We start from the raw sequence: 21,773 nt of genomic DNA on the forward strand, positions 1-21,773 counted from the left end.
GCAACCTCGACAGCAGTGGCGCCGCGACGAGCGCGGCGCGTGTGGAACGAAATCCGTCAGTCGGCTTCCGCCGGACTTTGCGGCTTATCCTTGACGCTGGTGAATTTAAGCAGATGGGTGCGTTCGACCAGAATGTACAGCGCCGCGCCCGCGGCCAGGCCCCAGCCCGCACCGTAGACAGCGAGCACCACCCCCATGGTGCCGGCGATGCCGCGCTCTGTGTTGTTGTTCAGTTGCTCGAAGCCGACCATCAGGCAGATGTAGCCGGTGAGGATCAGTGTCAGCGACAGGGCGATCGGCAGCACCGGCTGGAAGAAACTGACCAGCGGCAGCATGAACAGCGCGGCGAAACCGGTGATCCAGAAGGTGCCTGCGCCGCTGTAGATCGAATCCATCGCCTTGCGGCCGTACTTGTAGCGCTCGGCCATGGTCGCCGCCACGGCCGTCCACAACGGGCCGGCCAGGCCAGGGTAGGGCGCGAAGAAGGCATGCAGGGCGTTGCGGATGGCGGTCACCAGGTGGATGCGGTCGACGTTGTTTTCGATCAACTCGTCGGTGCGCAGTTCATCGGCGCGCTGCATCAGCGACTGGCCGACGATGATGTCGCCGAAGGCGATCACGTAGGCGATCACCGCGGTGGGCACGGCCAGCATGAACACGTCCAGGCCGGGGAAGCCGACATTGAATGGCAGGTAGTTCCACATCTCGCCGAAGGCCGGCGCGGTGATGCCCCACTTCACGTCCGGCATCTTGTACTCGCCCACGGCGATGCCGATGAAGATGGCGATCAGCATGCCCGGCACCATGCCGTAGTTGACGATCTTGCGGGCGAAGGGCACGCGCTCGGTCAGGCCTTTGAACGACACCGAAAACATCAGGTACAGGCAGATCAGGCTGCCCAGCACCAGGGAAATCGGCGTGTTGGCCAGGCGGCCGCCCGCGCTGATCTCGCCCATCAGTGCGGCGATACCTGCGCCGATGATGATGCCGCCCTTCATCGAGTTGGGGATCAGTCGTACCAGTGCACTGCCCAGGCGGGTGACGCCGAGGAAGAGGAAGATCACGAACACCAGAAACTGTAGGGCGAACAGTGCCTGAATAGCCGCTGGGCCCGGCTCGTAGTTGCCGAGAAACAACAGCACCACCGGAATGCCGGGAGTGATCCAGCCCGGCACCAGCGGCACGCCGAGCAGCGCCGGCAGCATGAAACCGATGCCGCACACCACTACGTAGGCCAGGGCCACGTCGTAGGGCAGGCCGAGGTATTTCTCCAGCAGCGGGATCATCGCCAGGCTGACCACGAACATGATCAGTGCCTGCAGCATCTCGGCGGTTTCCCAGCGGTAATGCACGAAGGGCAGGCGCAGCTTGAAAGGGCCCAGAGGCCAGTGCGGTTGCTCGTCGCCGTCACGGCGCTTGAAAATTTGCATGAGGGTTCTCCGTCGGCCGCCAGGGCCGGTTCTTGTTGTTGTGAAAACGGTGCGGTTTTGCCGTAGCCCGGATGCAATCCGGGGGGGCCGAATCGCTGTCCCCGGATTGCATCCGGGCTACGTGGTCAGAGAGCCTTGGCCATATCGCGCAGGACGAACTTCTGGATCTTGCCGGTGCTGGTCTTGGGCAATGTCGTGAAGACCACGGTCTTGGGCACCTTGAAGCCGGCCAGGTGCTCGCGGCAGAAGCTCATGATTTCGCTGTCGCTGGCCTGCTGGCCGGTCTTCAGGGTGATGAAGGCGCAGGGCGTCTCGCCCCATTTTTCGTCCGGTCGGGCTACCACGGCTGCTTCCAGCACCGCCGGGTGGCGATAGAGCACGCCCTCGACCTCGATGGTGGAGATGTTCTCGCCGCCGGAGATGATGATGTCTTTGAGGCGATCGCGGATTTCCACGTAGCCGTCGGCGTGGCACACGCCCAGGTCACCGGTGTGGAACCAGCCACCCTCGAAGGCCTCGGCGGTGGCGCTGGGGTTCTTCAGGTAGCCCTTCATCACCGTATTGCCGCGCATGAAGATCTCGCCAATGGTCTGGCCGTCGCGCGGTACCGGCTCGAGGGTTTTCGGGTCGGCGACCATCACCCCTTCCAGGGTCGGGTAGCGCACACCCTGGCGCGCCTTGATGGTGGCGCGTTGTTCCAGCGGCAGCTCGTCCCATTCGGCGTGCCAGGCGCACAGGGTTACCGGGCCATAGACCTCGGTGAGGCCGTAGACGTGTGTCACGGCGATGCCCATTTCTTCCACCGCGCCGATGACCTTGGCGGGTGGCGCGGCGCCGGCGACCATGGCCTTGACCGGGTGATCGATGGCCGCCTTGGCCTCGGCCGGCATGTTCACCAGGGCGTTGAGTACGATAGGCGCGCCGCACAGATGGGTGACCTGTTCGTCGCGGATCAGGGTGAGGATCTTCGCCGGGTCGACGCGGCGCAGGAACACGTGCACGCCCGCCAGGGCGGTGATCGTCCAGGGGTAGCACCAGCCATTGCAGTGGAACATCGGCAACGTCCACAGGTAGACCGGGTGGTTGCCCATGGCCCAGGTCATCTGGTTGCCCATGGCATTGAGGAAGGCGCCACGGTGGTGATAGACCACGCCCTTGGGGTTGCCGGTGGTGCCAGAGGTGTAGTTGAGGCTGATGGCCTGCCACTCGTCAGTGGGCCACTGCCAGGCGAATTCGGGATCGCCTTCGGCGAGGAAGGCCTCGTAGTCCAGATCGCTGACCGCCTGGCCTTCGCCGTACTCGGGGTCGTCGACGTCGATCACCAGCGGCGGGTGGTCGAGCATGCCGATGGCCGCATGGATCACGTCATAGAACTCGCGGTCGGCGATCACCACCTTGGCTTCGCCATGCTGCAGCATGAAGGCGATGGCTTCGGCGTCCAGGCGCACGTTGAGGGTGTTGAGCACCGCGCCGATCATCGGCACGCCGAAATGCGCTTCGAGCATGGCCGGAATGTTCGGCAGCATCACCGCTACCGTGTCGCCCTTGCCGATACCGCGACCGGCCAGCGCCGAAGCCAGGCGCCGGCAACGCGCGTAGGTTTCGGCCCAGTTGCGGCGAATCGAGCCATGCACCATCGCCGGATATCGCGGGTAGACCGCCGCGGTGCGCTCGATGAAGCTAAGGGGGCTGAGGGCGACATGGTTGACGGCGGCGCGGCCGAGGCCCTGCTCGTAGATCGACATGGCGGATACACCTTTGGCTGATTGTTAGCTCTGGTTATTCCGGTAATGATGCAGGCATTACCGAAGCTTGCTGGCGGTAATTTATAGGTCATTTCTATTTTTTATGGAAGTTGTACCAAGGTTTTATAGAATAATTACTATATGAATCTTTCGAGTGATCAGGCGGCCGTGCCGCTGCAGGCCTGGCTGCGTATCCAGCGCGAAGCGCCATCCCTCAACGAGCGGGCGGCAGCTTTGCGTCGCGCCGTGCTTGGCTGCCTACAGGTACGCCAGGCCTGGTACCTGACCTGGCAGCCGGCCAGCCGCACCTATGCCCAGGAAGATGGTGGGCCACGTTTGCCGCCGGGCCAGGGTGATCCGCTGGCCGCCAGCGATCAGGCCTTGTTCGAGGCGCTGACGACGCAGCCCTGCCTGAGCCTGGAAGCAGTGCGTCAGTTGCCCTGCTGGCTGGCGGGTCGACTGCGCCGCGCTGCTATTCATCACGGTCAGGCCCTGGCGCTGAGCCTGGAGGAGGGTGGTGCCGGTCTGTTGTTGCTGCAGGTGGACGAAGATGCCGGCCTGGAGTGGTTGCCCTGGCTGCGCGAGCTGCTGGCGCAACTGATCGCGCTGGCCGGTGGCATGGCGCGCAGCGCACCGCTGCTGTCGGCCGATCCGCAGCCGGCGCTGCTGCTCGATGAGCAGGCACGGGCGTTGGAATTCAATCAGGCCCTGCAGACCTTGCTCGGCGACCGTGCGTTGGTGCAGGTGGGCGCGCTGCTGCCAGTCAACCATGTGCCGTTGGTGCGTGCTTGCCTGGAGCAGGGGCGCGCTATCGAGGCAGTGGAGGCACAGGACGGTGAGCGCATCCTGATCTGGAGCTTTATCCCCGATGTTGTCGAGCGCCGTGTGCTGGCGCGCTGCCGCGAAGCGACCCAGGAGATTCGCGAGCAGCGCGAAGCGGCGCGCGCACGGCGGCTGTATCGGCTGATCACCGAGAACACCACCGACCTGATTTCCCGGCATACGCCGGACGGCGTGTTTCTTGACGCCACGCCCGCCAGTTGGACGTTGCTCGGCTACTGGCCGGAAGAGTTGCGCGGCATGGCGGTCGACAGCCTGCTGCATCCGCAGGATCAGGCTCAGCAAGCCAAGCAGGCGCGCGAGGCACTGGAGCAGGATGGCTACCACACCATGAGCTATCGCATTCGCCACCGCGACGGTCACTACCTCTGGTTCGAGACCGCCAGCCGCGCCATCCGCGAGACTTACACCGGTGCGGTGGTGGAGGTGGTCAGCGTGTCGCGCGACATTACCGCGCGCATCCAGGCCGAGGAGAACAAGCGCCGCCTGGAGGACGAGCTGGCGCACACCACGCGGCTGATCACCCTGGGCGAGCTGGCCTCGGGCATCGCCCACGAGATCAACCAGCCGCTGGCGGCGGTGGTCAACTACGCCAGCGCCAGCCAGCGCTACCTGCAGGGCGTCGGCGGCGATCCTGCCGGTGTGGACAAGGTGGGCCAGGGCCTGGCACGCATCACCGAGCACGCCAATCATGCCTCGGCCGTGATCAAGCGCCTGCGTGCTTTCCTGCGCAAGGGCCAGCGGCGCATGCAGGCGCTGAACCTGGCCGAGGTGGCGCGCGAAGCGGTGCGTCTGTGCAACTGGGAGGCCGGTACGGCGCAGGTGGCGGTGAGCGACCTGTTGCCGGACAATCTGCCGCCGGTATTTGCCGACCGCGTGCTGCTCGAACAGGTACTGCTCAACCTGCTGCGCAATGCCATCGATGCCAACCGCGAACGTCACCCTGGTGCACCTTCGCAGGTGCGTCTGGAGGCAAGCGAAGCGGACGGCAACCTGGCGATCCGGGTGATCGATCAGGGGCCGGGTGTCAGTGACGAGCAGATGGGCAAGCTGTTCACCCCCTTTTACACCAGCAAGGCCGATGGACTGGGGCTAGGCCTGTCCATGAGCCGCAGCATCATCGAGGGCTTTGGTGGGGCGCTGGAGGCCTTCCCGGCTGAGGGCGGCGGGCTGTGTCTGGAGTGCCGCTTGCCGCTGGGTAGGGACGATGAGTCATTGTCGAACAGTCGCGGCTAAAGCCCCTCCCACAGGGCATGCAAACTGTGCGAGGGGGCGTTAGCCGCGATCGATGAAACGCATAACAACAAGAGGAGCAGCACAGGGATGCAACAACTGGTTTACGTGGTCGATGATGACCAGGGCATGCTCGACTCGACGCTCTGGCTGCTGGAGTCGGTAGGCCTCAAGGGCGTGCCGTTCACCAGCGGTCGCGCTTTTCTCGAGGCCTGCGATGCGGCGGCCAACGCCTGTGTGCTGCTCGACGTGCGCATGCCGGGTATGGGTGGGCTCAATGTGCAGGAGGAAATGCGCGCACGGGGTATCGACCTGCCGATCATCTTCGTCAGCGGTCATGCCGACGTGCCTATCGTCGTGCGTGCGTTCAAGGCCGGCGCCGTGGATTTCATCGAGAAGCCCTACAACGAGCAGTTGCTGCTCGACAGTGTTCAGCAGGCGCTAGAGCGTCGTTTGCCTGCGGTGCGCCAGGATCCGCGTCTGGCAGCGGTACAGGCACGGCTCGATCAACTCACCCCGCGTGAGCGTGACGTGCTGTTGCCATTGGTGCGCGGCTACACCAACCGTGAAGTCGCCGAGCAGCTGGATATCAGCGTGAAAACCGTCGACCTCTATCGCTCACGGGTGATGAAACGCATGCAGGCCGAGACGCTGGCCGAGCTGGTGGGTATGGCTATCGCCGCCGGTCTGGTGGACAGCCTGGCGTTGCGTGAGCCAGTGCGCGTCTGAGCCTCTACGCTGAGCCCTGCTGCAGGTCGAGGGTGGCGCGGCCATAGGCGCCGATCTGTTCGGCCGGCAGTGGGACGCCATACAGGTAGCCTTGGAAATGGCGACAGCCCAGGCGTAGTAGGGCATCGCGCTGTGCCTGGCTCTCTACGCCTTCGGCGATGACGCGTAATTCGAGCGCCTGCCCCAGGGCGAGAATAGTCCGCACGATGGCGGTATCGCTGGCATTGTCGAGCAGGTCGCGAACGAAGCTGCGGTCGATCTTCAACTGGTCGAGTGGCAGGCGTTTAAGGTAGCTGAGCGATGAGTAGCCGGTGCCGAAGTCGTCCAGCGAGAAGCGCACGCCGTGGGCTCTGAGCTGGCCCATTTTGTTGATCAGCGCTTCGATGTCCTGCACCAGTTGGCTCTCGGTCAGCTCCAACTCCAGCCTGTGCGGGTTGGCTCCAGTCTTCTGTAGCGCGCTGAGCACGTCGGTGACGAAGTCCGGATGATGGAATTGGCGGGCGCTGACGTTGATCGCCACGGTCAGCTCGGCGCGCTGCGGGTCATTGGCCCACGAGGCGAGTTGCTGGCAGGCGGTGTGAAGGATCCAGCGGCCCATGGGCAGTATCAGCCCGGTGCTTTCCGCCAGCGGGATGAACTCGCCTGGCGGTACCAGACCGCGCTGCGGGTGTTGCCAGCGCACCAGCGCCTCGGCGCCGAGCAGCTCACCCCGTTCATTTACCTGCGGCTGGTAGTGCAGAAGCAGCTGAGCCTCGCTCAGAGCGCGGCGCAGCTCGTGCTCCAGGGTGGCGCGGGCCGCCAGTGCCTGCTGCATGCGCGGGTCGAAGAAGCACAGGGTATTGCGCCCGGCGGCCTTGGCTTCATACATCGCTAGGTCGGCGTGCTTGAGCAGCTCCTCGGGCTTGTCATGGGGTTGCGAGAACAAGGCGACACCGATGCTGGCGCTGCCGCTGTGGTTATAGCCGGGCAGCTCGAACGGGGTGGCCAGAGCGCGCAGCAGTTTTTCTGCGACATGCTCGATAGTGGCGATGGCAGCCTGAGGCTCGGGCTCGAGGTTCTCCAGGATCAATACGAATTCGTCGCCGCCGAGGCGCGACAGGCTGTCTTCGAGGCGCACCTGATTGAGCAGGCGCTCGCTGACCTGTTGCAGCAGCAGATCGCCCATGTCGTGGCCGAGGGTGTCATTGAGCTGCTTGAAATTGTCCAGATCGATGAACAGCAGCGCGCCCTCACGTCGACTGCGTGCGCTGCGGGCCAGGGCAAACTGCAGGTGTTCGAGCAGCAGGCGGCGATTGGGTAGGCCGGTGAGCGCGTCGTAATAGGCGAGTTGATGGATCTGTTCGAGGTTCTTCTTGTGCTCGGTGATGTCGGTGGAAATGCCGCACAGGGCGTAGATGCTGCCATCGGCTGCACGCAGCGGCAGCTTCACCGAAAAGTAGGTGCGCTCGTTACGGCCGTAGCGATCACGGTTGGTTTCCTCGCTCTCGATGCGCTCGCCAGCCAGTACGCGTCGGTCGTTGATGCCCAGTGCTTGCGCCGTGTCACTGTCGAAAAAGTCGGCATCGCTATGACCGATGACCTGTTCGGCGCTGCGGCCGAACAGCTCGCAGACCTTGCGATTGACGTACTGATAACGCAGTTGGGGGTCCTTGATGTAGATATGCGCCTCGACGCTGTCGAGGATGGTATTGAGGCGCGCTTCGCTGGTCTTGAGGTGTCGGGTCTTGTCCGCTACCTGGCGGCGTAACAGCAGGCTGCCGCCAATGGCCAGCGTCAGCAGTGCGGCGAGCAGCGCCAGGCCCCACCAGAACAGGACGGGTACGCTGCGCTGCTGAGGTGTGCCGCTCCAGCGCTGCAGCACCTGAAAGTAGATAGAACCAGGCGCTGATTGCCAATTCTGCAGGTGCTGGTCGATGGCACTGAGCAGCTCGGCGTTGGCGCCCTTGCGCGTGGCGTAGAACAGCTGTGCAGGCTGGAACATGATCGGTGTCGCGCTCAGGCGGTAGTTAGCGGCGTGATAGTCACCGAACAGCTGATTGGCCACCACTGCATCGGCCTGCTCGGCAAGCACCATGGCAAAGCCCTGGCTCAGGTCGCTGAGCGGAATCATCTGCGCCTGCAGACCGAAGCTGCCGAGCAGGCTCTGCAGATACTGGAACTGAATCGAACCCTCCAACGCGGCGATACGCAGGCCGCGCAGGTCGAGCACGCTCTGCAGGCGCAGTTCTTCATGGCTGTACAGCTGTGACCAGCTGAACAGCGAAGGCACCTGGTGGAAGTCCATCAGTTGTGCTCGCTCCTCGCTGAAGGCGACGTCCGGCAGCAGATCAATCTCGCCGTCCTGCAGCAGTTGCAGGCATTGCTGCCAGGCGCAGGGCACTGTCTGCAGCTGCCAGCGTTCCTCGTTGGCAATGGCCTGCAGCAACTCGCCGAGAATGCCCGAGGGCTGCGCGTTGGCATCGGCAAATATCTTTGGTTCGTTGGCGTACACGCCGACCCTGACCGTGCGTGCCTCCGCGGCGGTGCTCCAGGCGCAGCCCAGCAGGCACAGACACAGCAGCAGGTTAACGAGGTGGTGTAACGAGAGGGGCTTCATGCGCGGGGCGGCTTCCATGGGCAGAGTTCCAGCAACCTGTTCTGCAGTATGGCCGCCTATGTCGACTATGCGAGCTCAGAGCGGTGCTCAGTCGGCCCAGCCACGATAGACGTGGGTCATGGGCCTGGGCCCTTTCAGGTAGCCGGTATCCAGTTGGCGGATATGAAAGCCCCCAGCCTCGATCAGCGCGGTTATGTCGCGATCCAGATGGCAGCCGCCGGCCAGCGGTTTCCAAAGTGGCGTCAGGCGCTTCTGCCAGCGCACCACGGGGAGGTCCGGTGCCAGGCCGTGTTCGCAGAACAGCAGGCGTCCGCCGGGCTTGAGCACGCGGCGCATTTCACGCAGAGCAGAGACCGCATCGGGGATGGTGCATAGGGTGAAGGTGCAGACGATGTCATCGAAGCTGGCATCCGCCGCCTGAATCTGCCCCAGCTCCAGGGCGATCATCTCCACCGGTACCTGGCAACGTTCGGCGCGCTCACGGGCCAGGCGCTGCATGGCGGCGGACGGGTCGACGCCAACCACCACCTCGACCCGCTGCGGATCGTAGAAGCTCAGGTTGAGGCCGCTGCCGATGCCGATCTCCAGTACTCGGCCCTTGGCCAGTGGCACGATCTGCGAGCGCGCCTTCATCACCGCGCCCATGCCGCAGGCGAAATCGATCAGATGCGGCAGGATATGGCGGTCATAGAGGCCCATGGTTCAGGCTTCGTCCTGCCCTTCATCGTCCTCATCGTTGTCGCCGCGGTAGGCGGCGAAGCATTTGAGCGTGTGGCTGACATCGTTGCCTTCGATCAGCCAGCTGTCGTCCGCTTCGCTGTAGCGCGCGGCCTGTACCGAAGCCAGGGAGAACTTCCACAAGCGGCGCTCGCGACCATCGATGCAGTGCACCTGTAGCAGCGGTTTGGCGGCGCTGTCGCTGCCCGCCGTGCCAGCGCTGATTTGCGCCAGCAGTTCGGTGTCGAGGTCGAACTGCCAGGCATACAGACCGTCGATCTCGAGCATGTCGGCGTCTTGCAGCGCCTCGATCAGGCTTGTCGGTTTCATCGCTTTATCCACCACGTCAGCGCCCCAGGCGGCGCAGGTCGGAGGACTCTATCACGCGCACGCCGTCTTCCTCTTCCAGAGCCAGGCGCCAGAGGGCGCGGGCCAGGGCACAGGCGTCGATGCCGCGGTACTTGCCCGGCAGCCAGCGCAGCAGCGGCGCCGCCAGGCGCTCGCCGAGACGGAATTCATGACGCGCGCCGAGCAGTAGCGATGGGCGGGCGATGGTCAGTTGCGGCCAGTCCATGGCTTTCAACGCTTCCTCGGTTTCGCCCTTGATGCGGTTGTAGAACACCTTTGATCCGGCGTTGGCGCCCAGGGCGCTGATCACCACCAAGTGCCGTGCGCCGAGCTCGCGAGCGCGACGGGCGAATGCCAGCACCAGGTCATGGTCGACAGCGCGGAAGGCTTCCTGTGAGCCGGCCTGCTTGATAGTGCTGCCCAGGCAACAGAAGGCGGTATCGACCTGGCCGGATAGCTGCGGCAGCAGGGCCTGCAGGTCACCTACCGGGTTTTCCAGGTGCGGGTGTGCGGCCAGGGGGCGGCGTGTCGGTGCCAGCACGCGGGCGACCGTTGGCTCGCTGAGCAGGCGGTCGAGCAGGTGTTCACCGGTGAGTCCGGTGGCGCCGGCGATAAGGATGTGCTGCGGGGTCAGGTACATGCAGTTGTCTCTTGTCCATTACAGTTCAGCTTAACAGGCTGTTGAAAAACTACCTGCGTTGGCAATGCTTCGTTTAAAACAGCCTCAAAATGCTCATTTACAACTCGTAAACTGCGCTTTTTCGGCTGTTTTTGCCTCGTCTTGCCTGCCTCGCCTACGTTTTTCAACGGCCTGTTAGTCCTTTGCCGGACCGCTGGCCACGGCACCGAGCGCACGCTCGGCCTGGCTTTGGCGCAGTTCACGCCAGTGCTGGAGTACGCCGCGGGGCGCCCAGATCTGCGGTTCGGAAGGTTCGAAGCCGTCGCTCTGCTCACGCTCGGCGACACGTTCCTTGGCCAGTTCGAAGGCCCGTTCAAGGTTGTCGGTCTCGCCCAGCGCTTCGGCGAACAGGGCGCGACCGAAATAGGTGAAGTCGTTTTCCTCGCTGCAGCCGAAGGACACCCGGTCGGCGCGCGCGGCGGTCATCACCAGGGTCTTTTCGTCTTTCAGCGGCGGGATGAAACCGCCGGAGTAGCAGGCGGAAATCACCACCACCTTGTTGCGCTGCTTGAGCGGAGCGAGCAGGGCAGCCAGCTCGCTGGCAGGCAGGTCGGCCAGTTGCAGGCGCGGCTGGTCGAGATTGAGTTCATGGCGGCGCGAGCCGTGGCTGGTCAGGTAAATGAAGATCAGGTCTTCCTCGCCGCTGCGTTCGGCCAGCGCCTGCACCGCGCGGGTGAGATTCTCGCGAGTGGCCAGCGGGCGGTCGGCAAGATGGTCGCGATGGTTGACCAAGGTGATGCTGCCATAGGCACCGAAGCGCTCGCGCATCAGTCGGCTGACGTAATCGGCTTCGCGCATGAATACGCTTTGCTTGCCGTCACCGGCCAGGGTCAGCGCATACAGTTCGCGTGCTGGTGTCGAGGTTGGGATAGCGGCGATGGCCTGGTCGAGCAGCTGCCCCTGTTGCAGCAGGCCCAGTTCGAGGCTGTCAGGCAGGACCTGACCCTGCTCGTCGCGTACCAGGCGGCCGCTTTGCCAGGTGCCTGACTGGCGCTTGCCATCGGCCAGGGTCAGAGTGCCCTCGCCGCTGTAATCACCACCTGAAAAGTGGCCGCGGTAGGCGCTGCCGTCGGGCAGAGTGAGCAGGCCTTCGCCTTCGTACTGCCAGTCGGCGAACTCGCCAAGGTAGCGGGTGCCTTCGCCGTCGGTGTACTCGCCGGGGCCCTGCAGCACGCCCTCGACGAACTCGCCGGCCCAGGTCTCGCCGCCAGCGCTCTGGTAGCGGCCCTTTCCATGAAACTCGTCGTTCTGGAAACCACCGCTGTAGTTGTCGCCATCGGCATTGCGGTAACTGCCCTGGCCACTGAGCAGCCCTTGCACGAACACGCCGCTGTACTGGTTGCCGTAGGCGTCGCTGCGCACGCCCTGGCCCTCTGCCTGGCCGTTGACGAACTGGCCCTGGAAGCTGCTACCGTCGGCCATCTCCAGTTTGCCCAGGCCATGGAAACGGTCGTTGAGAAATTCCCCCTGGTAGCGCTGGCCGCCCTGTTCGAGCAGGCCGACGCCGCTGAAACGGTTGCGTTCGAAACCACCTTCGTAGCGGCTACCGTCGCTGTAGGTCAGGGTGCCCTGGCCATGGAACATGCCTTCGTGAAATTCGCCCAGGTAGTGCTCGCCGCCGGGGCCCTGCCATTCGCCGCTACCTTCGAGCATGCCGTCCTTGAACTGGCCGACGAACCAGCTGCCATTGCGGTAGTCCAGCCGCCCGGGGCCTTGCAGCAAGCCGTCGACTATCTCGCCGCGATACTGGCCGCCATCGGGTAGGGTGGCATTGGCCGGCAACAGCGGGCGCGCCTCATCGCAACCGGCGAGCAGCAAGGACAGGCACAGCGGCAGCAAACGCAGGGCAAGGGGATTCATGACGGACGTCCAGGTCGGTGCTTTGCACGCAGTATGCCGCAAGCCTGGATGCTTGCGCTGCATAGCCGCACTCGTTACGGATGCAGGATCGCTCCTGTTCCGGCGCAGGGCACGGGAAACAGGAGCGACTGGAGATACCCGGGAGGGATCAGACGAAGCAGAGGGTCAGCGGCTCGGCGATGTAGGCAGGTTTCTCCTGGCCTTCGATCTCCAGCACGGCACGTGCCTTGAGCAGCCACTGGCCGGGGTTCTTCTCGTTGGCGTCGACCAGCGTCACCACCAGGCGCACCTTGGAGTTGACCTTGACCGGCTGGATGAAACGCACGCTGTCGAGGCCGTAGTTCACTGCCATCTTCAGGCCCTGCGGCATGATCATGATCTTTTCCATCAGCATCGGCACCAGCGACAGCGACAGGAAACCGTGGGCGATGGTGGTGCCGAAGGGGGTCAGCTTGGCCTTTTCCGGGTCGACGTGGATGAACTGGTGGTCGCCGGTGCACTCGGCGAACTGGTTGATGCGCTGCTGGTCGATGGTCAGCCACTCGGACTTGCCGAGTTCCTTGCCAACATAGTCCTTGAGCTCTGCTACGGGTACTAACGGCATAGTTCCTCCTTGAGGACGCGGGTGTTTTTCTTGTGTGCGTGAAACCGTTGCGGCCTAGATCATCATGGGGGCGGCATCGGGTCAAGCCTGCCTTGGCGTGATGAATGACGCTGCATAGGCCCGCTCGACGAAGCAATACAGAGGCCAGCGAGATGGCATCACGCCTATAATGGCCGACATGCCTTAATAGATGCCCGGAATCCCCTCTTATGAGCGGAGGCCGCGGCCATCGCTCGTTTTTCGGAGACTTCAAACATGCTGCTTCGCGGCCTTTCCTGGTTGGTGCTGTGCCAGTTGCTCGGCACTGCCCTCAACGTTCTGCTGCTGCCGATGTTGCCTGGCCCGATCATCGGCATGCTGTTGTTGTTCGTCTTTCTCATGCTGCGTGGCGAGGTGGGGGAACCGCTCAGCGTCGCGTCCAGCAGCCTGCTCAAATACCTACCACTGATCCTGGTGCCGCCGGCAGTGGGCGTGATGGCTTATGCCAGCGATATCGCCGCCGATTTCTGGGCTGTGGTCGGCGCGCTGGTACTGTCGTTGCTGGTGTCGCTGGCCTTCGCTGGCTGGCTGATGCAGAAATTGATCGAGCGTCAGCAGCGCCAGGAGGACGTATGAGTCCGGATTGGCAGGGCGCCTGGCAGGCATTGACTCATCACCCGCTGTTCGGCATCGGCATCACCCTGGGCGCCTACCAACTGGCCATGGCCGCCTACGAGCGTACTCGCTGGGTGTTCCTGCAACCGGTACTGGTGTCGATGCTCACGGTAATCGGCATTCTGCTGCTGTGCGGCCTGAGTTTCGCCGAATACCGCAACAGCGTCGCGGCGCTGACGCTACTGCTCGGCCCGGCCACCGTGGCCCTGGCCGTGCCGCTATACCTTAACCTGCGGCGGATTCGCCAGCTGTTCTGGCCGATCATCCTGACGTTGCTGATTGCCGGCACCTTCGCCACCTTACTCGGTGCGGGCCTGGCCTGGCTGTTCGGCGCCGAGCACATCATGCTGATGAGCATGGCGCCGAAATCGGTGACCTCGCCGATCGCCATGCTGGTGGCCGATCAGATCGGTGGTATCGCGGCCCTGGCGGCGGTGTTCGTGATGATCACCGGGGTCATCGGCGCCATCGTCGGACCGTCCATTCTGCGACTGTGCCGGGTTCATCATCCGGCGGCGCAGGGTATGGCGCTGGGCATCACCGCGCATGCCGTGGGTACGGCGCGTGCCCTGCAGGAGAGCGACGAGTGCGGCGCCTTCGCCGCGCTGGCGATGAGCCTGATGGGGGTCATCACCGCCGTGCTGTTGCCGCTGGCGATTGTCATGCTCCTGTGAGAGCCTGCCTGACCATCCCTGATGCTCCGGCAGCCTTGCGTTGATAACAGGCCGTAAACCATGAAGCTCCCGCTGTTCCCGCTCAACACCGTTCTGTTTCCCGGCTGCGTGCTCGACCTGCAGATATTCGAGGCACGCTACCTGGACATGATCAGCCGCTGCATGAAACAGGGCACGGGGTTCGGGGTGGTGTGCATCGTCGAGGGCGAAGAAGTGGGAGAAGCCGCCAGCCGTTTCGCCGCTATTGGCTGCGAGGCGTTGGTGCGCGACTTTCAGCAGCGTACCAATGGTCTGCTGGGTATTCGCGTCGAGGGCGGTCGGCGTTTTCATGTCGAGCGCGCCCAGGTTCTGCCGGATCAACTGACCGTCGCCGACGTGCAGTGGTTGGAGGAGCAACCCAACAGTCCGCTGCAGGCCGAGCACGCTGACCTGGCCGCCTTGCACGCGGCCCTGGCCGAGCATCCGCTGGTGGCGGGCCTGGATATGACCGGCGTGGTCGCCGGTCAGCAGCAACTGGCCAATCAGCTGGCCTATCTATTGCCGCTGGAGCCGGCGCAGAAACTGCAGCTACTTCAGCTCGATGATCCTGCCCTGCGCCTGGAGCAACTGCACGCCATGCTGGAAGTGCTCCAGGGCGATGTCTGAGGCGACGCCTTAATAGGAATAGCGCAGCAGTGCGGTGGACAACTGCCAGGTCGCCATGGCGCCCAGCACCGATAGGCAGGCGGGCAGGATGATCCACCACAGGCGCGCCGGTAGCGGCGGCAGCGCTTCCTGGCGCTGACACAGGGCCAGGCTCAGGCCGCATACCGCCGAGGCCAACAGAGCGCCGGCGATAATGTCGCTGGGCCAGTGCACCCCCAGGTAGACCCGCGACAAGGCGATCGCCAAGGCTGGCAGGCACGCCACTACCAGCCAGGCCAGGCGCAGGCGTGCCGATTGACCACGGCCGGCCAGCACCCCCAGCACCAGGAAAAAGGCAAAGGCTGCCGAACTGTGGCCGCTGGGAAAGCTGAAGGTGGTCAGTGGCTCGCTCAGCACGTCAGGGCGCGCCCGGGCAAAGCCATGCTTGAGCGTGGTATTGCCTAGCGCCGTGACCAGCAGGGTCGAGCCGGCGAAGAGCAGGTGACGCCATTGCCGTGCCAGGAACAGCAAGGCGCACAGCACTGCAGCCGCCGCCAACTGGATATGGAAGTCGCCCAGCCGGGTCAGGGTGCCGATCCATTGATCCAGGTGCGGCTGGCGCTGTTCCTGGACCAAAGACATCAGGCCCTGATCCAGCGCATCGAGATGCGGCCAGCCGATGATGATGGCCAACAGCAGTAACAGGCTGAGGCCGCCACCGAGCAGGCTGGCGCGTGGCTTTTCCGCCAGGCTGGCTTGAATGGTCAGCAGCAGGATCACGCCAATACCGGCCAGCAGTACCGCTGCTTCCGTCCAGAAACCTTCTGCCATTGGCAGGCGCAGGGCCGCGCCGGTCGCCCAGCCCGGCAGCAGGTAAGCCACCGCCCAGCCGGCTGCCGCCACCAGGCTGACCAGTATGAAACGCAGCACTGGCATGTTCAGCATGCCGGCTACCAGCGGCAGCATTGGGCGCAGCGGGCCGATGAAACGACCGACCAACAGGCTGGCCACGCCGTAATGACGGAAGTAGAGCTCGGCACGCAAAATCCACTGCGGATGATGGCGCAGCACCGGCAGGCGCCCGATGTTGTGTTTGAAGCGTCTGCCCAGCGCGTAGGAAATCATGTCGCCACACAGCGCGCCGGTGTAGGCCAGCAGTAGCGTCTGCCACAGCGTCAGTATCCCGCTGCCGGCGAGCAGCGCGACGCTGAACAGCAGCACCACGCCAGGCAGCACGATGCCTACCAGGGCCAGGCATTCGAGCAGGGCGATGATAAAGATCGCCACCCCCAGCCATTGCGGGTTGCCACTCAGCCAGGTGGTCAGGTTATCCAGCCAGACGCTCATTGTTCTGCTCCTGAAGCGCTCAACAATCGATAATCACGCCCTTCGACCTGTCCACGACGCAAAGGGTTGCGTGTGCAGTGACGTGCGTAGGCGGCATCAACGAAACGGTAGGGCAGGTCTTCGTCGCGGCCCTTGGGGATACCCAGGCGCGCGCACTGGATGATCACATGCGGTCGTTCGCCGACATCTTCGACGAACAGTCGCTGCGGATCGAAACGGCGCGCATCCCAGTCCGGCACTTTCAGACCCAGCGCCTTGCAGAGCAGCGTCTGCCCGGCGCACAAGCGCTCGATGGCGCGGGGTTGGTCGAGGCTGCCCGGGTTGTTGCGTTGCATCGCCGCCAGGGCATCGGGGCCGCTGATGGCATCGACCCAGGGATGTGCGGATTTGATCAGCACCGCGTTACCAGGCCCGTGAGCGCTGAAGTTCAGCGAATCGCCGCCGCGCGCGTAGTACATGTAGATATGCCCGCCATCTGCGAACAGCGCCTTGCGCTTCTCTGTGTAGCCGAGCGATGCATGGCTGCCCTTGTCGACTAGGTAGTAGGCCTCGGTCTCGATGATCCGTGCACTTAGCCATAGCGCACCGACGCGATGGCGGATGACCTTGCCAAGCAGTTCGCGGGCGAGCAGCTGTGCATCGCGGTCGAAGAAGGTGTCGGGCAATGGATTGGTATCAGGCCAGGGCAAGCTGAGAGTGGGGTCGGCAGGCTTCATCTGTCGCACGGGTGCTAAGTCTCGGGCGGCGAGCATAGCAACAAGAAGCTTAAAAATGCCTGAACGTTCCAGTGCCCATGATGGCCGCGGTTGCCCACGGCGCGTTACATCGGCTACGTCTGGCATTCATCACCCGGCGGATGGGTTACCTACCGCTTGCCAGACGCCGCTGGGCGCGGCCCTGCGAGCCCGCTATAATCAGCCCCTTTTTCCAACTGCCAGACCTCCGCCGCCATGACCGAGTCCGTGCACGACTACATGACCCGCCTGGGCCAAGCCGCCCGCCAGGCATCAAAGGTGCTCGCCCGCGCCAGTACCGCGCAGAAAAATCGCGCGCTGCAGGCCGCCGCCAATGCCCTCGACGCCGCTCGCGCCGAGCTGACTGCCGCTAATGAACTGGACCTGGCAGCCGCCCGCGCCAGCGGTCTGGAGCCGGCCATGGTCGACCGCCTGGCGCTGACGCCGGCGGTGATCGACAGCATGATCGAAGGCCTGCGCCAGGTGGCGACCCTGCCTGACCCGATTGGCGAGATTCAGGGCATGCGCTACCTGCCGTCCGGCATTCAGGTCGGCAAGATGCGCGTGCCGCTGGGCGTGATCGGTATCATCTACGAGTCGCGTCCGAACGTGACCATCGATGCCGCCAGCCTGTGCCTGAAGTCCGGTAATGCCACCATCCTGCGTGGCGGCTCCGAGGCCATTCATTCCAACCAGGCGATTGCCCGCTGCATCCAGCAGGGCCTGGCCGAGGCCGACCTGCCGGCGGCTGCCGTGCAGGTGGTGGAAACCACTGATCGTGCTGCCGTCGGTGAGCTGATCACCATGCCGAAATTCGTCGACGTGATCGTGCCGCGCGGTGGCAAGGGCCTGATCGAGCGCATCAGCCGCGATGCCAAGGTGCCGGTGATCAAGCATCTGGACGGCGTTTGCCACGTCTATATCGACATCGCCGCTGATCTGGACAAGGCGATTCGCGTTGCCGACAACGCCAAGACCCAGCGCTACTCGCCGTGCAACGCCATGGAAACCCTGCTGGTGCACGCTGCCGTGGCGGGCAAGGTGCTGCCGCCGCTGGCCGCCATCTACCGCGACAAAGGTGTTGAGCTGCGTGGCGATGCCGCCACCCGCGAGCTGCTGGGCGGCGATGTGCTGGAAGCGAGCGAAGACGACTGGTTCGCCGAGTACAACGCGCCGATCCTGGCGATTCGCATCGTCGACTCGCTGGATGCGGCCATCGAGCACATCAACCACTACGGCTCGCAGCACACCGATTCGATCATCACCGAGAATTTCAGCGATGCGCGGCGCTTCCTCACCGAAGTGGATTCCGCTTCGGTGATGGTGAATGCCTCGACTCGCTTCGCCGATGGCTTCGAGTACGGCCTGGGTGCGGAGATCGGCATCTCCACCGACAAGCTGCACGCACGCGGCCCGGTCGGCCTGGACGGCCTGACCAGCGAGAAGTACGTGGTCTTTGGCGATGGACACATTCGCACATAAATGAACGGACTCGGCGCCCGACGCATCGGCCTGCTCGGCGGTACCTTCAACCCGGTGCATATCGGGCATCTGCGTGCCGCGCTGGAAGTGGCGGAATTCATGGCGCTGGACGAGCTGCGGTTGATCCCCAGCGCCAGGCCGCCGCACCGTGATACGCCGCAGGCGACGGCCGAGCAGCGCCTGGCCATGGTCGAACTGGCGGTCTCTGGCGAGGCGCTGTTGACGGTCGATGACCGCGAGCTTCTTCGCGACAAGCCGTCGTACACGGTGGACACGCTGGAGTCGGTGCGTGCCGAGTCGGCGGCGGACGATCAGCTGTTTCTGCTGCTTGGCTGGGACGCTTTTTGCGGCCTGCCGAGTTGGCATCGTTGGCAGGAGTTGCTGCAACACTGCCATCTGCTGGTGCTGCAGCGGCCGGATGCCGACAGCGAGGCGCCGGAGGCGCTGCGCGATCTGCTGGCTGCACGCAGTGTCAGCGACCCGCTGAGCCTGCAGGGTGCAGGCGGGCAAATCAGTTTCATCTGGCAGACTCCGCTGGCGATTTCCGCCACGCAGATTCGCCATTTACTGGCAACCGGCCGCTCGGCGCGATATCTGCTGCCCGATGCGGTGCTGGCCTATATCCAGGCGCACGATCTGTACCGTGCGCCCAATGCTTGAAACGCTGCGCATGTGCGCTGGCGTCCATTACACGAGGCAAATGAGTCATTTATGAGCAAGCAGAACATGCCCAGCGAAGAGCTGGTCAAGATCGCCGTGGCGGCGCTGGAAGAGATCAAGGCGACCGACATCACCGTGATCGACGTCAAGGACAAGACCAGCATCACCGACTTCATGGTGATCGCCAGCGGTAGCTCCAGCCGTCAGGTCAAATCGCTGGTGGAAAACGTGCTGGAAAAGGTCAAGGAGCAGGGCGTGCGCCCGATCGGTAGCGAAGGTCTGGACAGCGGCGAATGGGCCCTGCTCGACCTCGGCGACATCGTCGTGCACGTGATGCTGCCGACCGCGCGTCAGTTCTACGACCTCGAGCGCCTGTGGCAGGGCGCCGAGCAGAGCCGCGCGCAACATTCGGCCGAGTAAGCGTAAACCGTGCGGATCAAACTGATCGCCGTCGGTTCGCGCATGCCGCGCTGGGTCGAAGAGGGCTGGCAGGAGTACGTCAAGCGTCTGCCTGCCGAGTTGCCGCTGGAACTGGTGGAAATTCCCCTCAACACCCGCGGCAAGAATGCCGACGTCGCCCGCCTGATCCGTCAGGAGGGCGAGGCCATGCTGAGCAAGGTGCAGCCCGGCGAACGTATCGTCACGCTGGAGGTCCATGGCAAGCCATGGAGCACCGAGCAACTGGCAGCGGAGCTCGATCGCTGGCGCCTCGATGCACGCAACGTCAACCTCATGGTTGGTGGCCCGGAAGGGCTGGCACCGGAGGTCTGCGCGCGTAGCGAGCAGCGCTGGTCGCTGTCGCCGCTGACGTTGCCGCATCCGCTGGTGCGTATCCTGCTCGGCGAGCAGATCTACCGAGCCTGGACCGTATTGTCCGGCCACCCGTACCACAAGTGATCAAGTAGTCATGCCGCAGCCGATTCGCCTCAAGGATCACGAAAAGGACGCTCGCCTGGTCAAGCGCCGGGTGCTCGTCGGCGGCGTGGTGATCATCCTGCTGACCTGCGTGCTGGTCATGCGCATGTACTACCTGCAGGTGATTCAGTACGAGCATCACAGCACTCTGGCAGAGAACAACCGCATCCACGTGCAGCCGCTGCCGCCGACCCGTGGGCTGATCTACGACCGAAACGGCGTGATCATCGCCGACAACCGTCCCAGCTTCAGCCTGACCGTGACCCGTGAGCGTGCCGGTGATTGGCTCAGCGTGCTCGACACAGTGGTCGAGGTGCTGGAACTTAGCGAGGACGAGCGCGCGTTGTTCGAACGCCGCGTGCGCCAGGGGCGGCGTCCGTTCGAACCGGTACCGATCCTGTTCGAGCTGAGCGAGGAGCAGATTGCCCGCATCGCGGTCAACCAGTTCCGTCTGCCGGGCGTCGAGGTGGCTGCGCAGCTGGTGCGGCATTACCCGCAGCAGGAGCACTTCGCTCATTCGGTCGGCTATGTCGGGCGCATCAACGAGCAGGAGCTCAAGCGCCTCGACCCTACCGACTATGCCGGCACGCACCATATCGGCAAGACCGGTATCGAGCGTTTCTACGAGGACGAGCTGCACGGCGAGGTCGGCTATGAGGAGGTCGAGACCAATGCCCGTGGCCGCGTATTGCGCGTACTCAACCGCGTCGATCCGAAACCGGGCAAGGACATTGTGCTCAGCCTCGACGTGCACCTGCAGGAGGCGGCCGAGAACGCCCTGGGCGGTCGACGTGGCGCCGTGGTAGCCATCGATCCGAATAATGGCGAAGTCTTGGCGATGGTCAGCCAGCCCAGCTTCGACCCCAACCCCTTCGTCACCGGTATCAGCTTCAAGGCCTACGGTGAGCTGCGCGACTCCATCGATCAGCCGCTGTATAACCGGGTGCTGCGCGGCCTTTACCCGCCGGGTTCGACGATCAAACCGATGGTTGCTGTGGCCGGTCTCGATGCCGGTGTGGTCACGCCTACTTCGCGGGTGTTCGACCCAGGCTTCTATCAGTTGCCCAACCACAGCCACAAATACCGTAACTGGAACCGTACTGGTGACGGTTGGGTCGATCTCAATCTGGCCATCGCTCGCTCCAACGACACCTATTTCTACGATCTGGCGCACAAGATGGGCGTCGATCGCATGCACGATTACATGAGCCGCTTCGGCCTTGGGCAGCGTGTTTCGCTGGACATGTTCGAAGAAACCGCCGGCCTGATGCCTTCTCGCGACTGGAAACGGGCGCGTTATCGCCAACCCTGGTATCCGGGCGAGACGCTGATTCTCGGTATCGGTCAGGGCTACATGCAGACCACGCCGCTGCAATTGGCGCAGGCCACCGCATTGATGGCCACGCGCGGCAAGTGGATTCGCCCACACCTGGCCAAGAGCGTCGACGGCCGCCTGCCGTCAGACCCCAATCCGATTGCGGATATCGTCCTGCGTGATCCCAAGTTCTGGGATTACGGCATTCGCGGCATGGAAGAGGTGTTGCACGGCCCTCGCGGTACCGCGCGCAAGGTTGGTGACAGTTCGGTCTATCGTATCGCCGGTAAGAGCGGTACGGCGCAGGTGGTGGCGATCAAGCAGGGTGAGAAGTACGACCGTAACAAGGTACAGGAGCGCCACCGCGACCACGCGCTGTTCATCGGTTTTGCACCGGCGAACAACCCGCAGATCGCCGTCGCGGTCATGGTGGAGAACGGTGAGTCCGGCTCCGGTGTTGCCGCGCCCGTGGTCAAGCAGGTGATGGATGCCTGGCTGCTGGATAAGGAAACCGGCCAGCTCAAGGCCAAGTTCGCGTTGCCCAAGCCTGCCGAGGTCAGTCAGCGATGATCAGCAATTTCGACCGT

Annotated in this window: 20 protein-coding genes; 10 read left to right on the forward strand and 10 right to left on the reverse strand. The window is 63.9% G+C overall.

The window, feature by feature from the left end; all coding sequences use genetic code 11:
* Positions 1 to 56: 56 nt before the first annotated feature.
* Together RTH74_RS16985 and RTH74_RS16990 are read right to left on the reverse strand one after the other, a co-directional pair.
* Positions 57 to 1,430 (reverse strand): solute carrier family 23 protein, encoded by a 1,374-nt coding sequence (locus RTH74_RS16985; protein ID WP_316915421.1) that lies wholly within the window; start codon positions 1,428 to 1,430, stop codon positions 57 to 59.
* A 125-nt stretch (positions 1,431 to 1,555) separates the two neighbouring features.
* Positions 1,556 to 3,175 carry an acyl-CoA synthetase gene (locus RTH74_RS16990; RefSeq protein WP_316915422.1) on the reverse strand — a complete coding sequence of 540 codons (1,620 nt, stop codon included), beginning with the start codon at positions 3,173 to 3,175 and terminating at the stop codon, positions 1,556 to 1,558.
* A gap of 141 nt (positions 3,176 to 3,316) precedes the next feature.
* Between RTH74_RS16990 and RTH74_RS16995 the strand changes: the two genes are divergently transcribed.
* Positions 3,317 to 5,251, forward strand: coding sequence for an ATP-binding protein (locus tag RTH74_RS16995; protein ID WP_316915423.1), 1,935 nt, complete (start codon positions 3,317 to 3,319; stop codon positions 5,249 to 5,251).
* 87 nt (positions 5,252 to 5,338) lie between these two features.
* Entirely contained in the window at positions 5,339 to 5,977 is a 639-nt protein-coding gene (locus RTH74_RS17000; RefSeq protein ID WP_064494980.1) for a response regulator transcription factor, read from the forward strand.
* A gap of 4 nt (positions 5,978 to 5,981) precedes the next feature.
* On the opposite strand, the gene RTH74_RS17005 is transcribed toward RTH74_RS17000, so the two are convergent.
* The 6 genes from RTH74_RS17005 to RTH74_RS17030 all read right to left on the reverse strand — a co-directional run bounded on the left by RTH74_RS17005 (position 5,982) and on the right by RTH74_RS17030 (position 12,781).
* Complete coding sequence (locus RTH74_RS17005) at positions 5,982 to 8,591, reverse strand: EAL domain-containing protein (protein ID WP_316915424.1); 2,610 nt, start codon at positions 8,589 to 8,591, stop codon at positions 5,982 to 5,984.
* A gap of 69 nt (positions 8,592 to 8,660) precedes the next feature.
* A complete protein-coding gene (locus RTH74_RS17010; protein WP_179543951.1) occupies positions 8,661 to 9,272 on the reverse strand; it encodes a class I SAM-dependent methyltransferase in 612 nt (203 codons plus the stop codon).
* A gap of 3 nt (positions 9,273 to 9,275) precedes the next feature.
* Entirely contained in the window at positions 9,276 to 9,620 is a 345-nt protein-coding gene (locus RTH74_RS17015; protein ID WP_099526350.1) for a DUF5629 family protein, read from the reverse strand.
* 16 nt (positions 9,621 to 9,636) lie between these two features.
* On the reverse strand, positions 9,637 to 10,278 hold the full coding sequence (locus tag RTH74_RS17020; protein WP_099526351.1) for an oxidoreductase: 642 nt from the start codon (positions 10,276 to 10,278) through the stop codon (positions 9,637 to 9,639).
* 174 nt (positions 10,279 to 10,452) lie between these two features.
* A complete protein-coding gene (locus RTH74_RS17025; RefSeq protein WP_316915425.1) occupies positions 10,453 to 12,177 on the reverse strand; it encodes a C13 family peptidase in 1,725 nt (574 codons plus the stop codon).
* A 148-nt stretch (positions 12,178 to 12,325) separates the two neighbouring features.
* A complete protein-coding gene (locus tag RTH74_RS17030) occupies positions 12,326 to 12,781 on the reverse strand; it encodes a MaoC family dehydratase (RefSeq protein WP_099526354.1) in 456 nt (151 codons plus the stop codon).
* Between the two features lie 255 nt (positions 12,782 to 13,036).
* On the opposite strand from RTH74_RS17030, the gene RTH74_RS17035 reads away from it, so the two are divergent.
* The 3 genes from RTH74_RS17035 to RTH74_RS17045 are packed head-to-tail and all read left to right on the forward strand — an operon-like array spanning position 13,037 to position 14,754.
* Positions 13,037 to 13,396, forward strand: a complete 360-nt coding sequence (locus RTH74_RS17035) for a CidA/LrgA family protein (RefSeq protein ID WP_179543953.1) — start codon at positions 13,037 to 13,039, stop codon at positions 13,394 to 13,396.
* Complete coding sequence (locus RTH74_RS17040; RefSeq protein WP_316915426.1) at positions 13,393 to 14,109, forward strand: LrgB family protein; 717 nt, start codon at positions 13,393 to 13,395, stop codon at positions 14,107 to 14,109. The genes RTH74_RS17035 and RTH74_RS17040 overlap by 4 nt, the downstream gene beginning before the upstream one ends.
* 60 nt (positions 14,110 to 14,169) lie before the next feature.
* Positions 14,170 to 14,754, forward strand: a complete 585-nt coding sequence (locus tag RTH74_RS17045; protein ID WP_316915427.1) for an LON peptidase substrate-binding domain-containing protein — start codon at positions 14,170 to 14,172, stop codon at positions 14,752 to 14,754.
* Positions 14,755 to 14,763: 9 nt separating this feature from the next.
* Here RTH74_RS17045 and RTH74_RS17050 read toward each other — a convergent pair whose 3' ends face one another.
* The gene (locus tag RTH74_RS17050) at positions 14,764 to 16,080 is read right to left on the reverse strand and encodes a bifunctional DedA family/phosphatase PAP2 family protein (RefSeq protein ID WP_106733485.1); all 1,317 of its coding nucleotides are present in this window, start codon (positions 16,078 to 16,080) and stop codon (positions 14,764 to 14,766) included.
* The gene (locus RTH74_RS17055; protein WP_316915428.1) at positions 16,077 to 16,796 is read right to left on the reverse strand and encodes a DNA-3-methyladenine glycosylase; all 720 of its coding nucleotides are present in this window, start codon (positions 16,794 to 16,796) and stop codon (positions 16,077 to 16,079) included. Before RTH74_RS17055 ends, RTH74_RS17050 begins: the two co-directional genes overlap by 4 nt.
* A gap of 234 nt (positions 16,797 to 17,030) precedes the next feature.
* Here RTH74_RS17055 and RTH74_RS17060 point away from each other — a divergent pair, with 234 nt between their 5' ends.
* The 5 genes from RTH74_RS17060 to mrdA all read left to right on the forward strand — a co-directional run bounded on the left by RTH74_RS17060 (position 17,031) and on the right by mrdA (position 21,756).
* The gene (locus RTH74_RS17060; RefSeq protein ID WP_316915429.1) at positions 17,031 to 18,296 is read left to right on the forward strand and encodes a glutamate-5-semialdehyde dehydrogenase; all 1,266 of its coding nucleotides are present in this window, start codon (positions 17,031 to 17,033) and stop codon (positions 18,294 to 18,296) included.
* Positions 18,297 to 18,956 carry a nicotinate-nucleotide adenylyltransferase gene (gene nadD / locus RTH74_RS17065; RefSeq protein WP_316915430.1) on the forward strand — a complete coding sequence of 220 codons (660 nt, stop codon included), beginning with the start codon at positions 18,297 to 18,299 and terminating at the stop codon, positions 18,954 to 18,956. It begins immediately after the preceding gene.
* Positions 18,957 to 19,022: 66 nt separating this feature from the next.
* Positions 19,023 to 19,376 (forward strand): ribosome silencing factor, encoded by a 354-nt coding sequence (gene rsfS / locus RTH74_RS17070; protein WP_003240193.1) that lies wholly within the window; start codon positions 19,023 to 19,025, stop codon positions 19,374 to 19,376.
* Between the two features lie 9 nt (positions 19,377 to 19,385).
* Positions 19,386 to 19,853, forward strand: a complete 468-nt coding sequence (rlmH, locus tag RTH74_RS17075; protein WP_013717179.1) for a 23S rRNA (pseudouridine(1915)-N(3))-methyltransferase RlmH — start codon at positions 19,386 to 19,388, stop codon at positions 19,851 to 19,853.
* 10 nt (positions 19,854 to 19,863) lie between these two features.
* Positions 19,864 to 21,756 (forward strand): penicillin-binding protein 2, encoded by a 1,893-nt coding sequence (gene mrdA, locus RTH74_RS17080; RefSeq protein WP_106733488.1) that lies wholly within the window; start codon positions 19,864 to 19,866, stop codon positions 21,754 to 21,756.
* The last annotated feature ends 17 nt before the right edge of the window (positions 21,757 to 21,773 follow it).

It is taken from the genome of Pseudomonas sp. zfem001, assembly GCF_032621725.1.
Taxonomy (GTDB): domain Bacteria; phylum Pseudomonadota; class Gammaproteobacteria; order Pseudomonadales; family Pseudomonadaceae; genus Aquipseudomonas; species Aquipseudomonas sediminis.

What these genes read in the sequence shown, in the direction of transcription:
- RTH74_RS16985 (WP_316915421.1), bottom strand. Translation starts at nt 1,430, where the DNA reads ATGCAAATTTTCAAGCGCCGTGACGGCGACGAGCAACCGCACTGGCCT.
- RTH74_RS16990 (WP_316915422.1), bottom strand. Translation starts at nt 3,175, where the DNA reads ATGTCGATCTACGAGCAGGGCCTCGGCCGCGCCGCCGTCAACCATGTC.
- RTH74_RS16995 (WP_316915423.1), top strand. Translation starts at nt 3,317, where the DNA reads ATGAATCTTTCGAGTGATCAGGCGGCCGTGCCGCTGCAGGCCTGGCTG.
- RTH74_RS17000 (WP_064494980.1), top strand. Translation starts at nt 5,339, where the DNA reads ATGCAACAACTGGTTTACGTGGTCGATGATGACCAGGGCATGCTCGAC.
- RTH74_RS17005 (WP_316915424.1), bottom strand. Translation starts at nt 8,591, where the DNA reads ATGGAAGCCGCCCCGCGCATGAAGCCCCTCTCGTTACACCACCTCGTT.
- RTH74_RS17010 (WP_179543951.1), bottom strand. Translation starts at nt 9,272, where the DNA reads ATGGGCCTCTATGACCGCCATATCCTGCCGCATCTGATCGATTTCGCC.
- RTH74_RS17015 (WP_099526350.1), bottom strand. Translation starts at nt 9,620, where the DNA reads ATGAAACCGACAAGCCTGATCGAGGCGCTGCAAGACGCCGACATGCTC.
- RTH74_RS17020 (WP_099526351.1), bottom strand. Translation starts at nt 10,278, where the DNA reads ATGTACCTGACCCCGCAGCACATCCTTATCGCCGGCGCCACCGGACTC.
- RTH74_RS17025 (WP_316915425.1), bottom strand. Translation starts at nt 12,177, where the DNA reads ATGAATCCCCTTGCCCTGCGTTTGCTGCCGCTGTGCCTGTCCTTGCTG.
- RTH74_RS17030 (WP_099526354.1), bottom strand. Translation starts at nt 12,781, where the DNA reads ATGCCGTTAGTACCCGTAGCAGAGCTCAAGGACTATGTTGGCAAGGAA.
- RTH74_RS17035 (WP_179543953.1), top strand. Translation starts at nt 13,037, where the DNA reads ATGCTGCTTCGCGGCCTTTCCTGGTTGGTGCTGTGCCAGTTGCTCGGC.
- RTH74_RS17040 (WP_316915426.1), top strand. Translation starts at nt 13,393, where the DNA reads ATGAGTCCGGATTGGCAGGGCGCCTGGCAGGCATTGACTCATCACCCG.
- RTH74_RS17045 (WP_316915427.1), top strand. Translation starts at nt 14,170, where the DNA reads ATGAAGCTCCCGCTGTTCCCGCTCAACACCGTTCTGTTTCCCGGCTGC.
- RTH74_RS17050 (WP_106733485.1), bottom strand. Translation starts at nt 16,080, where the DNA reads ATGAGCGTCTGGCTGGATAACCTGACCACCTGGCTGAGTGGCAACCCG.
- RTH74_RS17055 (WP_316915428.1), bottom strand. Translation starts at nt 16,796, where the DNA reads ATGAAGCCTGCCGACCCCACTCTCAGCTTGCCCTGGCCTGATACCAAT.
- RTH74_RS17060 (WP_316915429.1), top strand. Translation starts at nt 17,031, where the DNA reads ATGACCGAGTCCGTGCACGACTACATGACCCGCCTGGGCCAAGCCGCC.
- nadD (WP_316915430.1), top strand. Translation starts at nt 18,297, where the DNA reads ATGAACGGACTCGGCGCCCGACGCATCGGCCTGCTCGGCGGTACCTTC.
- rsfS (WP_003240193.1), top strand. Translation starts at nt 19,023, where the DNA reads ATGCCCAGCGAAGAGCTGGTCAAGATCGCCGTGGCGGCGCTGGAAGAG.
- mrdA (WP_106733488.1), top strand. Translation starts at nt 19,864, where the DNA reads ATGCCGCAGCCGATTCGCCTCAAGGATCACGAAAAGGACGCTCGCCTG.